Here is a 12,621-nt window from a genome sequence, read left to right as displayed (position 1 = left end):
AAATGGGTCAATACAAAGAATACAAAAACCTAAACTATGCCGAGCTGGCAGATGAAGTATTAGAATTTTGGAATGAGAATGATATCTTCCAAAAATCGATGAGTACCCGAGAAGGGAATCCTACTTTCACTTTTTATGAAGGACCGCCCTCTGCAAATGGTACTCCTGGTATTCATCACGTAATGGCTCGTGCGGTAAAAGATATTTTCTGCCGATATAAAACCCTAAAAGGATTTCAGGTCAAAAGAAAAGGAGGTTGGGATACTCATGGTTTACCAGTAGAGCTTCAAGTAGAAAAGGAATTAGGCATCACGAAAGAAGATATTGGGAAAAAGATATCTGTAGCAGAATATAATGACAGATGCCGTAAAGCGGTTATGAAATTCAAAGGCGAGTGGGATGAGCTTACTCGTAAAATGGGCTATTGGGTTGATCTTGATGATCCATATATCACATTTGACCGCAAATACATGGAAACACTTTGGCACTTGCTAAAGAAATTCTACGATAAAGATTTATTATATAAAGGTTATACGGTTCAGCCATTCTCCCCAGCAGCTGGTACAGGATTAAGTTCACATGAATTAAATCAACCAGGCTGCTACAGAGATGTAAAAGACACTTCAATTACTGCTCAATTCAAAGTAAAGAAAGATGAAAAATCTGCTTTCCTTTTTGAAGATGATAATGAAGATGTTCGTTTCATTGCTTGGACTACTACTCCTTGGACTTTACCTTCAAACTGTGCTTTAGCAGTAGGAGAAAAAATAGAATATGTAAAGGTTAAAACCTTTAATCAATATACATATAAGCCTGTTTCAGTTGTATTAGCAAAAGACCTTGTGAATAGTCATTTCAAAGCGAAAGCGAAAGACTTGAAACTTGAAGATTATAAAGAAGGTGATAAGTTAATTCCATTTGAAATTTCTCAAACTTTCAAAGGTAAAGATTTAGTAGAAACTCGTTACGAGCAACTAATGGATTATGTAACGAGCGAAGACTTAGAAAAAAATGCTTTCCGAGTAATCCCAGGTGATTTTGTTACGACTGATGATGGTACGGGTATAGTTCATACTGCTTCTGTTTTTGGTGCTGATGACTTTAGAGTAGCACAGCAAAATAATGTTCCGGCAGTATTAGTAAAAGACGAGCAAGGCAAAGAAATGCCTTTAGTAGATAAGCAAGGTAAATTTGTTACTGAAGTAACAGATTTTGCAGGTCGATTTGTGAAGGAGGAATATTATGATGATGAAACTCGTAAAGACCCTGACTTCAAGCCTACAGATGTTTTAATAGCCATCAAGCTTAAAGAAGATAACAAAGCTTTTAAGGTAGAAAAATACGAGCACTCTTACCCGCATTGCTGGAGAACTGATAAGCCTATTTTATATTATCCATTAGATTCTTGGTTTATTAAAACTACAGCCATGAAGGATCGATTGGTGGAATTAAATAAAACCATCAATTGGAAACCAGCCTCCACAGGAGAAGGTCGTTTTGGTAATTGGCTGGAAAATCTTGTAGACTGGAATTTAAGCCGCTCAAGATACTGGGGAACTCCTTTACCGATTTGGGTAACTGAAGATAGAAAAGAAGAAAAATGTATTGGTTCACTTGAGGAATTAAGAAGTGAAGTAGCCAAATCTGTTGAGGCTGGCTTTATGAAGGAGCAAATTGCTGAAGACTTCGATTTACACCGCCCATATGTTGATGATGTAGTTTTAGTGAGTGAATCAGGTCAAAAAATGTTCCGTGAACCAGATTTGATTGATGTTTGGTTTGATTCAGGTGCTATGCCATATGCTCAATGGCATTATCCATTTGAAAACAAAGAGATATTTGATAAAAACTATCCTGCAGATTTCATAGCAGAAGGTGTTGACCAAACTAGAGGTTGGTTCTTTACACTTCATGCCATTGCAGGAATGCTATTTGATTCTGTAGCTTACAAAAATGTAATTGCAAATGGATTAGTTTTGGATAAAGATGGTAACAAAATGTCTAAGCGTTTAGGCAATGCCATTAATCCATTCGAAACCTTAAAAAAATATGGCCCAGATGCAACTCGCTGGTATATGATCAGCAACGCAAACCCATGGGACAACTTAAAATTCAACTTACAAGGTGTAGAAGAAGTACAGCGTAAGTTCTTTGGTACACTTCAAAACACCTACAATTTCTTTGCACTTTATGCGAATTTGGATGGCTTTACTTTTGAAGGTGAAAGCATTCCATTAGAAAAGCGTACAGAAAGTGATCGTTGGATATTATCAAAACTTAATTCATTGAAAAAAGCGGTAGATGCTGCTTATGATGATTATGAGCCGACAAGAGCTGCCAGACTTATACAGGACTTCGTTCAGGATGATGTGAGTAACTGGTATGTACGTTTGAACCGTAAACGATTCTGGAAAGGTGAATATAATGAGGATAAGAAAGCGGCTTACCAATCACTTTATGAGTGTTTAGAAAGCATCGCTATTTTGAGTGCACCAATTGCTCCATTCTATATGGACAACTTATTCCAAAGCTTGAATAAAGTAAGCGGAAGAATGTCTGAAGAATCAGTGCATTTAGTGAACTTCCCTCAAGCAGATGAAAGTGTAATCGATAAAGATTTGGAAGAGCGTATGTATTTAGCTCAACATATATCTTCTTTAACACACTCAATCCGGAAGGCACAAAAAATTAAGGTGAGACAGCCTTTACATAAAATATTAGTGCCGGTTTTAAATGAAAAAACGAAGCACCAAATTGAAGCTGTTGAGGATTTAATTATCTCAGAGGTGAATGTGAAATCTATTGAATATATAGATGATGCTTCTGGTGTGTTAGTAAAAAATGTAAAGCCAAACTTCAGAAAATTAGGTCAGCATTTTGGCCCTAAAATGAAAGCGGTTTCCCAAATTATCAATCAATGGGGGCAAGACGAAATCGCAGAGATTGAGAAGAATGATGCTTTTGAAATTGAAGTTGATGGTGAAAAGCATACCCTTAAATTAGAGGATGTAGAAATTACGTCTCAGGACATACCGGGTTGGTCTGTAGCTTCTGAAGCAGGTATCACAGTTGCTTTGGATATCAGTATTGACGATGATCTAAGAAGAGAAGGCTTTGCAAGAGATCTAGTGAATCGTATTCAAAACCTAAGAAAAGAAAAAGGCTTGGAGGTACAAGATAAGATTGCCGTTGCCGTTAAGCAAGGTAATGATTTAGTGGACACTGCTATATCTCAAAACAAAGACTACATTTGTTCCGAAACTCAAGCAGTTTCATTAGATTTGGCTGATAATTTAACCGAAACCACAGAACTAGAAATAGATGATTTAACAGTTGAGTTGTCTGTTGTGGTGAAAAACCAATAAAAGTGAAATACGCAAAATATTTTTTATTAACATTATTTATAATCGCCCTCGACCAAGTAGTTAAGCTTTGGGTTCATTTCAATATGGAAATGGGCGTTGCAGGGCAAATTGAAGTTTTTGGCGATTGGTTTAAGTTGTATTATACACTAAATCCTGGAATGGCTTTCGGGATGCAATTTGGTTCTGAATACGGTAAATTAGGATTAAGTCTTTTCAGATTAGTAGCCATGTTCTTCATTGGTTACTACTTATATAAATTGGCAAAAGAAAAAACTCATCCAGGCGTATTATGGAGCATAGCGGCAGTTCTAGCAGGCGCTATCGGTAATTTGATTGATAGTATCTTCTATGGTGTGTGGTTAGACAATGCACCGTACAATGCTATCTCACCCTGGTTTCATGGTCAGGTAGTAGATATGTTCTACGTTGACATCTGGGAGGGTAGAGTTGCCGATTGGGTTCCACTCTGGGGAGGTGATTACATCTCATTATGGCCGATTTTCAATGTAGCTGATGCTAGTATATTCTGCGGTGTAGCCGTTATCTTAATCTTCCAAAAGAAATTTTTTAAGGCGGTGAAACAAGAAACAGTAAGCTAAATAGTAGTTTATTTTTAGTCTTCAATGATTAATTACTAATTAAGAATTAGTAATTAATCATTACTCAGTAAACTTCTCTAATTGCTTAATGCATTTCTTCTGAGCCCTTACCATATCTTTATAGATATTTTTATTTTGGTTTTCAGGTTCAGCCTCCTCATAGGCATTAACAGCTTTCAGGTAGGCCATCTTAGCATTCAATGCTTGTTCTACCATCATATTAACTTCTGCTAATATATAAAGCTCTAGGTAGGTTGCATCTTCTTTATTCTCAACCAAGTCAATCACTTTTAACAAGCAAGTTTCAGCTTTTACTCTATGCTTATCGGCAAACTTAATCGGTAAGTCAAAATCCTTAAATAATAGTAAGTGGGTAGTCGCTTTACTTTTAAGACACAGTAAATTATCAGGGTCAATTTCTAAAGCCTCATTAAAGTTTTTTAAAGCTTCTTGCTCTTTCCCTTTTACAAATTGAAGTGCAATTCCTTTATAGTAGAAGCCTTCAGGAGATTTAGGGGCTAGCTTTTTTACAGTATCTGCGTAAGAGGATAATTGATCAAAATCCTTTGCTCTCTCTAATACTTCACACGCTAACAAGACCATATCTACATTATTTGGATCCTCCTCCAATGCTGCTAAAATCTTATGCAATGAAGGTTTAACCTTTCCTGAGTAGTATAAAGCTTTTAGTGTTTCGTAAGTATTTCCCTCTTTCTTTTGCTCCGCCATTATATTATTAACCTTTTGATTCAATTAAGACTGTATAGTGTTTCGTCTATGAGAGTACAAAGTTACGAAACCTATGACTTATCAAAAGTTTATCGCGGATTGATTCCAAAATCTTTTTAAAATCTGAAAATCAAGCTAAAGTTTAATCATCCTTTGGTTCTACATATTAAGCTATACATCTAAAACCTAAATAAGGACTGGGTGAAGAATATTTAATACTTTCTTTTAAATTTCCATTTTCCAACAATTCTCCATTATTACCCCCCTTGGCGATACCTTCTTTAGCAGTCATTTCTGAAACATTAGAGAAATCATCATAAACTTGATTTTTGATATTCTCTCTGCTTTGTAGATAATATTTTTCAGAAGCAGCTTTCTTTAATTATTTTAAAGTTCTACTAATCTTTATTTCATTTTCTCTCAGTAATACCTGTGCAATTTCTTCACATTCTTTAACAGTTGGTAATCGATAATTAACAATAATTCCAAGTTTTTTACTTACCACTTCTAAACGCCATTGACAATAGGCAACTGCTTGTTCATGGGTAACCAATGTGATAGGTTCGTATCTACAGCCTTTTATTTTATATCAGGTATTTGAACTATCGGGATTTATTTTCCAATATTCGAAAGGATCAAGTTCTTGTTTTAGATAATATTGATATTCTAGCCAATGTAAATTAGTAGCTTCAGTTTTATCGACATAATAATCACCTACTTTTACTGTTGCTGATGGGGTAATTTTTTGAAATGATAAAGTTATAAACAGAATTAGAGTGTAAATCATGTAAATTTTTAATATTTCTGAACTCTATTTTTTTGAGTTATAGAGATTAAGGTTTTGGTTTCTGATGATCTAATATATTAAATATAAAAATATTTAGGTTCGCTTCGATAATCATAGAAAACAGTGTATATGAATTCAAGCATTTTTAATAATCAAACCGTGTCATGATTTATTTTGAAGATTGAAAACAACCTAATTTAAAAAACTCAATATTCATTAAATTCTGCCCCGATACTCTAAAAGCAATAATCTTCCCTTCTTTATCTCTATCAAAATCCAGCTTCCCGAAAAAAGACCTTCTAGAAAAGAAACTATCATCCTCAATTGGGTGAAGACTAATATCTTCCATTCGCATATGTCTTGCCTTTAATTCTTTATCTTCAATTAGCAGTTCAAAGAACACATTAAATTCTTCGTTTTTATAAATGCCAATATATTCTGAAAGATCAATCTCCTCAGCCTTTACAGTTTCTAATTGTACTTTCTTACAGTCATACTTGAAATCTGCTATATTGAAAATGAAACCATTTTCATAAAAAGAGAATTTCGTAGTTGGTATATACGGAAATAGAAACTCATCATCACCTATGATAGGAAGTGGAGCTATATCCTTAGTTCCATAGTTCTGAAAATAGAGCGTGTCATTTTTTGCAATTATATTAAAATAATTACCTGGAAACATTTGATAAGTCCCTTCAAAGGTTTTTAATTCTTTGCTGCTGTAATGAGTCTTTTCTGGTTTTGTGGGTTCTTTTAATACATCCTTTAAGAAAAGATCAATTATATCATATACAAGCAGAGGAGCAAAGTCATCAGTATTGCTAAGCAAGACAAGCGAAAGCTGATATGCTGGAATATGCAAGATATAGGAACGATATCCGACATCTCCACCACCATGGAAAACAACTTCTAATCCTTTATACTTTTTAGTCTCTAGCCCCAATCCATAAGATATGCTTTGACCCGAATTAAGTTGAGAAGGCTTTTGCATTTTTTGAAATATTGCCTGTGCCTTCGGATCTGGCTGCTGGAACTTTATTGCCCAATTACTTAAGTCAGCAATGGTTGTTCGAATTCCCGATGAACCGTTGGTCATTAAGTTTAACTCATTATTCTGATAACCGTCTTCTACTAACATATAGGAACGTGCTCTATTTTTAACAATCAAAGCTGGATCATCAATGGCCTGACTAGCATTCATCCCTTCTGGATTGAAAATCCTTTCTTTCAAGACTTGCTGAAAAGGCAATCCTTCCACCCTTTCTATTATTTCTGCCAGTAAAGCAAAACCAGTATTATTATATTGATATTGTTCACCTGCTTTGAAATTGACAATTCTAATGTTCAAGAGCATCTTAATTACTTGCTGATGGGTCATTATATTTTGAGATCCAATTCCCTTAAGGTGGACGAGCTCAGAAAGATTAGGCAATCCATGAGTGTGGTTTGCCAATTGATATAAGGAAATTTTGTAGGGAAGAGCTTCTAATTCTGGTAGGTATTTTCGGATATCATCTTCCATAGATAGCTTCCCTTCTTCTTCCAGCAAAAGCGCCAAATAGGCGGTGAATTGTTTAGAAACAGAGGCAATATGAAAGGAGGTGGAATCACTAATAGCAATCTCATTTTCCATATCAGCCATTCCTATCGCGTTCTGGTAAATAGTTTTTCCAGTTGATATTATGCTAAGAGCTATGCCAGGTGTATTTTTGTTATAATGATGATTTAAGATAGAATCTACCTTAGGAAAATGCTCTTGATATAGATTTTGTGCAAAAAGCGCTTGACCTAAAAAGCTTACTAATAAAAGGCTAAGAAGTGATCGTTTCATTATGTTTGAATATTTAATTTTACCCAAACCTAGCGATCGTTTTTTGCTTAAAAGTCCGATTAAAAAAGTCGGACTAATTAAAAACACTGTTTAAATAGCTTTTTATTCCGCAAGAGCGGATTTTCTGTAGGCAGTCGGAGTTTGATCCGTGATTTTTTTGAAAGCCGTATAAAAAGACGATTTTGAATTGAAGCCAACTTGATAGAGAACTTCGAGTATTGTAAGCTTTTTATTTTCTGGATTTCTAAGAATCTTCTTAGCTTCTTCAATCCGATACTCATTTATAAAATCGAAGAAATGTTTCCCCAAATGGTGGTTAATCAAAATGGATAAATCCTTTTCCTCCATTTTCAATTGATTTGCTAGTTTTTCCAGGGTGAGTTCGTAATCGAGATATGGTTTTTTTCTTTCCATGAAATAAGCAAGACTTTCAATAGCAGAAAGCGTATCCATATCTCTTTCAGCAACAAGTTCCTTATTATCCAATTTTGCTTTTAAAGGTTCTAGTTCGCTTTTAATGCCCGTAAAAAGATGTGGGTTGTATAAAGCTTTTAACACAAACCAACAAATAATTATTAGAGCTGAACTAGAGATGAAGAGGTATAGCAATTTCAGATAGCTTTCGCCTATTCCACTCATTAAAGCTCCTGTTTTTAGTAAAACAAAAAGATGTGCAAAACAAAAATAAAGTGTAATTTGGAATAACCATTTATAAGCGGAACGATCGGCTTTAGCGTAATTTTCCAAGTAGATAGTTCTGTATTTACTCAAAGAATAGAAAATTAATATGATATAAGCGAAATATTGTAGCTCGCCTACAATTCTAAAATAGAAAAGGCTCTGCTCAGAAAAGGAAGATATCTTAAAGATATAAACAAAGAAAAAAAACATTAGAGCATGCAAAGCATGTTTGCTGTTTAATTTAAAATCTGAATAACAAACAGCTAGCACATACAAATAGAAAAGTGGCATTTGTAATAGAACAGAGGAAGTTTTCAGAATCGCAAAGTTAAAATGTGTCCTTATGAATTCACCAAGGAATAAGCCGGATAAATCAAAGGCTGTGATCAGAAGAAATATAGAAAAGATACGATTAGCTAATTGATTTTTGCTCTTGACGGTAAACAAAAAAACCGCAAAGAGAAGCATCATAAAAACAATAATCTGTCCTAAACTTGAAATAAATTCTATACTAATCAATAGTGCTATAAACTTAAAGCGCATTAATAATCTATTGGTAAAAATAGAAATTTTCACTTTGTCATTTGGCCTAATTACAAATTAAATAAGGCTTCAGGATTTCAAATTCCATAAAGTAACTTTGAAATTTGAATTTGATATAAGACAAACCTTGATTAAAAGACGTTAAGCTTTATTCAATCCATACTAAACTTCTTGATGATAGCATTTAGCTTTGTAGACTGGGCTGGGCTTAAATTTAGTTTTTTGTTTTGATGTTGTTTTGTACCACTTCTTTCTCTTTAGGCCCTTCAATTAAAGGAAGAATGGCTTGAAGTCTTTCCCGAAAGTTAAGTTCCAGCTAATACAGCAAAATAAAATAGCTTTGTTTTACGAACAGGTTTTTTCCAAAATTCCATTAGTAGCATAGTCTTAAAAAGCATAAGCAATAAACATTATTTTAACATTACAGAAATCCTAAGCATTCAATATAATTAGCTATTAAGCCACCTCTTTTATTAAGCCTAAATTTCAAATTAAATAAAATTTAAATTTAAGATTACCAATTTGTATTAACTCAAAATTTATTGTTAACCAATTGTTGAGCGAAGCTTAATACAATAATATTCTTCCTTTTTTCCGCTTCAAGTACTTTTGATTTCATAATTAAACCCATAAAATGAAAAAAATGAAACTAAAAGATTTACCCCTTTATTTAATCGGAACGCTTGTTTCAATAGCAACATTTACAAGCTGTGGAGATGAAATTACAGAAGTAACTGAAGTTATTTATCGTGACACAACCATTACAGTTACTAATACATTTGACACTACTATCATTATTAACAATGTAGGAGACTCAGTATTCTTTACAAATCGTTCAAATTTAGAACCTCTAGTGGCCGTATCTCCACAGTTTAACTTTGTTAAAGCATATTCCTTATTGAGTTCTTCCGATACCTTGGAGAATAGAAATGGTGATTTATTCCGTTTAGGCGGATCTGCTGATGGCGCTGGTTTACTAAAAAATGGAGACGAATATGTTTTTATGGTGAACTGTGAAGATCACTATTCGGTAGCAAGGGTATTCCTTGATAAAAACTTCAAACCGATCCAAGGTGATTATATGCTGAATTCAGGTGTAGCTGATTTAGCCAGACAATGTTCTGGTACCATGTGGGAATCTGAAATTCACGGAGGCAGTCAGGACTTATTCTTATCTGCATCAGAAAGCTTTAATTATGATGTTAAAGGAATTGACCCTTATATGACTCCTAACCCGACTGCTGATTTTGGCTTGGATGCATTAGGAGAATTCTCATGGGAAAATGCAGTTCCTTTACCCAAAAATACCTACGCAGGTAAAACAGTTATTATTGGTGGAGATGATGATTCTTCAGATTCTGAAGGACAAGTAAGCTTATATTTTTCAGAGAATGGAGATGCTGATTTAGAGAATGGAGACATTTATGTATTAAAAATGAAAGACTCCAGCAGAATGGTAAATGAAGGAGAAATTGCATTTGGAGAAACTTATGATGTTGAGTTTGTTAAAATTGAAGGAGGAAAAGAGATGACGAAAAATGAGATGGAAGATGCTTCTATAGCTGCAAATGCATTTCAATTTATGAGAGTAGAGGATGTAGATTATGGAAAAGGATCTGACGCTGCGGGTAGAAATGTTTACTTCGCTGTTACAGGCCGAGGACCTGGCAGAGGGACATACAATGATTGGGGTACTGTATATAAATTAGAATTGGACGAAGCTTCTCCATTAAATGGTAAACTGACACAAATTATTAGTGGAAACACAGATACCAATAATATGGACGGAAACCTTTCTTTATTACAAAGTCCTGATAACATTTGTGTCACAGAAAATTTCATATATACTCAAGAAGACCCAAATTCATTTTCGAGAAATCACTCTGCCTACATCTACCAATCTGATTTAAATGGGAATAATCCTAGAGTAGTTTTGGAATTAGTGGAAAGAGCTGACTTATCAAGAGATAAAAACATTTCAAATTCTGGTGAATTTGGAGCATTAATTGACATCTCTGATAAAATTGGGGTTCCCAATACTTTTATGCTGGCTGTTCAGCCACATTACTGGGAAGATGATGCATTTAAAGGCGTTGATGGCCACAATAACGAAGGCAATTCAAACGGATCAAGGGAAGATGATCAAGGATCGCAGATCGTAATTCTATACGGGCTTCCAAGATAATTAATTCAAGTTTTCAAAATTCAGCACTCTAATTAATGGGGTGCTGTTTTAATTTTAACCTATTTCAACATGCGTACGTATTTACCTCTTCTTTTTCTCATAATTTTTGCTACATGCAAAAACACAAGTGAGCCTCAGCAAATCAATTGGAATTTAAGTCAGGATTATTATCAAACCGCTTTAAAGAAAGCAATTGATTCTTTGGAGCATCTCAACACTAAAATGAATCAAGCTCATGCTATTCAAAGTTTAAAAGATATTCGTTTAAATTTTAAAAAAGCAGAGTCCTATGCAGCTCATATTAACCCTGAAGTAGGGAGTAAGGTAAACGGACCAGCTTTACCCATTTTCAAAGAAGATAATTTAAAAATATTAGACCCTATTGGCTTACAAGCCATTGAAGAAACCCTATTTGAAGATTTCCAAAACCGGAAATTACTAGAGTATCAAATTGAAAGAACGATTGGCTATTTAAATAATTTACTTGCTGGTATTAAGGAAAGAAACCTAAGCCCAGAGCGTTATTTCATTGCTCTACACGAGCAATTTCTTCGAATTTTGAGCTTTGGTATCACTCATTTTGATACTCCTATCAGCCATTGGGGGTTTGAAGAGTCTGCTGCTAGCCTTCATTCTATTAAAACTACTGTTCGTTTGACTATCGGAACTGTTGTAAATGATCATAATCAAGATATATATGATAATTTTATCACCTACTTGAATCGCAATATCGATTACTTAAATAAGTCTTCAGCTTTTGACGAATTTGACTACTATAGATACATAAGGGATTATTTCAATCCGCTTACTAAAAGCTGGGTTGCGTTAAGAAATAGCACTAATCTTTGGGAACCTTCCACCAATAAAGCCTTGAATTTCAATTCCACTACATTTTTTGAAAAAGATGCATTTAACACCTCTTTCTTTGTAAATCCTTCTACTGGTCTTGGGGATAAAGAAGACTTGTTGCTGGGTGAAAAATTGTTTAATGATAAAAGGTTATCCTTATCAAATTCTTTATCTTGTTCTAGTTGCCATCAGAAAAAAGAAGCCTTTTCTGATGCTTTACCAACCTCTTTGGGAGCTTCAGGGAAACCGTTAAAGCGAAATGCCCCAACCTTAATAAATACAATTTTCAACAAAAGTTTTTTTTGGGATGGCCGGTCAGGAACTATAGAGAGCCAAATCAGGGAAGTGTTTAATGCTCACGATGAATTCAATCGATCTATGAATAATATTCCTGAGGAACTGCTTTTAGATGCAGAGTATGATAAATTATTTAAGAAAGCCTATGGTGGGAAACCAAAATCTGTAAATCAACTAATTAAAAGCTTAGCACAATATGTTGCCAGCTTACAGGCTTTCGATAGCAAATTTGATAGAAATATGCGTAAAGAAGAAACATCATTTACTGAACTTGAGAAAAAAGGCTTACAACTTTATATGGGAAAAGCACTTTGTGGATCCTGTCATTTTATTCCTCTGATGAATGGAACTCTGCCACCCTTTTATAAACATACTGAAAAGGAAGTTATTGGAGTGCCTTTGGTTGCCACAAACGATCAATTGGACACGCTAGATCTGGGATTTTATACATTTTATGAAGTCGATATTCACAAAGGAATGTTTAGAACACCTACTGTTCGTAACAGTGCATTAACAGCTCCCTATATGCATAATGGTATATATAATTCTTTGGATGAAGTAATTGATTTTTATAATAGAGGCGGAGGTAAGGGGCTTGGGCTTGCAGTTGAGCACCAAACTTTACCATTTGATTCTTTGTCCTTGAATTCGAAAGAAAAGGAAGCGCTGATCGCATTCCTTGAAACACTAAATTCGACTCCAGAAAAAAAGCCAGACACAACTACGAATATTTCATTATCATCCTTAAATTAATT

At 34.4% G+C, this 12,621-nt stretch carries 10 protein-coding genes; 4 read left to right on the top strand and 6 right to left on the bottom strand.

Annotated elements, in window-relative coordinates:
* The first annotated feature begins 2 nt into the window (after positions 1-2).
* Together ileS and QYS47_RS02315 are read left to right on the top strand one after the other, a co-directional pair.
* On the top strand, positions 3-3,365 hold the full coding sequence (ileS, locus tag QYS47_RS02320) for an isoleucine--tRNA ligase (protein ID WP_322347579.1): 3,363 nt from the start codon (positions 3-5) through the stop codon (positions 3,363-3,365).
* 2 nt (positions 3,366-3,367) lie between these two features.
* The gene (locus QYS47_RS02315; protein ID WP_308357950.1) at positions 3,368-3,964 is read left to right on the top strand and encodes a lipoprotein signal peptidase; all 597 of its coding nucleotides are present in this window, start codon (positions 3,368-3,370) and stop codon (positions 3,962-3,964) included.
* Positions 3,965-4,024: 60 nt separating this feature from the next.
* Here QYS47_RS02315 and QYS47_RS02310 read toward each other — a convergent pair whose 3' ends face one another.
* From QYS47_RS02310 to QYS47_RS02285, 6 genes are all read right to left on the bottom strand, one after another.
* Positions 4,025-4,693: a tetratricopeptide repeat protein gene (locus QYS47_RS02310; RefSeq protein WP_322347578.1), complete on the bottom strand. Its 669-nt coding sequence runs from the start codon at positions 4,691-4,693 to the stop codon at positions 4,025-4,027.
* Between the two features lie 166 nt (positions 4,694-4,859).
* On the bottom strand, positions 4,860-4,985 hold the full coding sequence (locus tag QYS47_RS02305; RefSeq protein WP_302128189.1) for a hypothetical protein: 126 nt from the start codon (positions 4,983-4,985) through the stop codon (positions 4,860-4,862).
* A 90-nt stretch (positions 4,986-5,075) separates the two neighbouring features.
* Positions 5,076-5,246 carry a hypothetical protein gene (locus QYS47_RS02300; RefSeq protein WP_302103053.1) on the bottom strand — a complete coding sequence of 57 codons (171 nt, stop codon included), beginning with the start codon at positions 5,244-5,246 and terminating at the stop codon, positions 5,076-5,078.
* A 36-nt stretch (positions 5,247-5,282) separates the two neighbouring features.
* Positions 5,283-5,480, bottom strand: a complete 198-nt coding sequence (locus tag QYS47_RS02295; protein ID WP_322347577.1) for a hypothetical protein — start codon at positions 5,478-5,480, stop codon at positions 5,283-5,285.
* Positions 5,481-5,649: 169 nt separating this feature from the next.
* Entirely contained in the window at positions 5,650-7,311 is a 1,662-nt protein-coding gene (locus QYS47_RS02290; RefSeq protein WP_322347576.1) for a serine hydrolase domain-containing protein, read from the bottom strand.
* Positions 7,312-7,413: 102 nt separating this feature from the next.
* Entirely contained in the window at positions 7,414-8,082 is a 669-nt protein-coding gene (locus QYS47_RS02285) for a helix-turn-helix domain-containing protein (protein WP_308357954.1), read from the bottom strand.
* A 1,087-nt stretch (positions 8,083-9,169) separates the two neighbouring features.
* Here QYS47_RS02285 and QYS47_RS02280 point away from each other — a divergent pair.
* Both QYS47_RS02280 and QYS47_RS02275 read left to right on the top strand, forming a co-directional pair.
* Positions 9,170-10,720: a PhoX family protein gene (locus QYS47_RS02280; protein ID WP_322347575.1), complete on the top strand. Its 1,551-nt coding sequence runs from the start codon at positions 9,170-9,172 to the stop codon at positions 10,718-10,720.
* Positions 10,721-10,789: 69 nt separating this feature from the next.
* Positions 10,790-12,619: a cytochrome-c peroxidase gene (locus QYS47_RS02275; protein ID WP_322347574.1), complete on the top strand. Its 1,830-nt coding sequence runs from the start codon at positions 10,790-10,792 to the stop codon at positions 12,617-12,619.
* Positions 12,620-12,621: the final 2 nt, after the last annotated feature.

The sequence above is a fragment of the Marivirga arenosa genome (assembly GCF_030503875.2).
GTDB lineage: Bacteria > Bacteroidota > Bacteroidia > Cytophagales > Cyclobacteriaceae > Marivirga > Marivirga arenosa.
The sequence above is the reverse complement of the archived record's forward strand: the minus strand, read 5'-3'. Positions and strand labels throughout refer to the sequence as shown.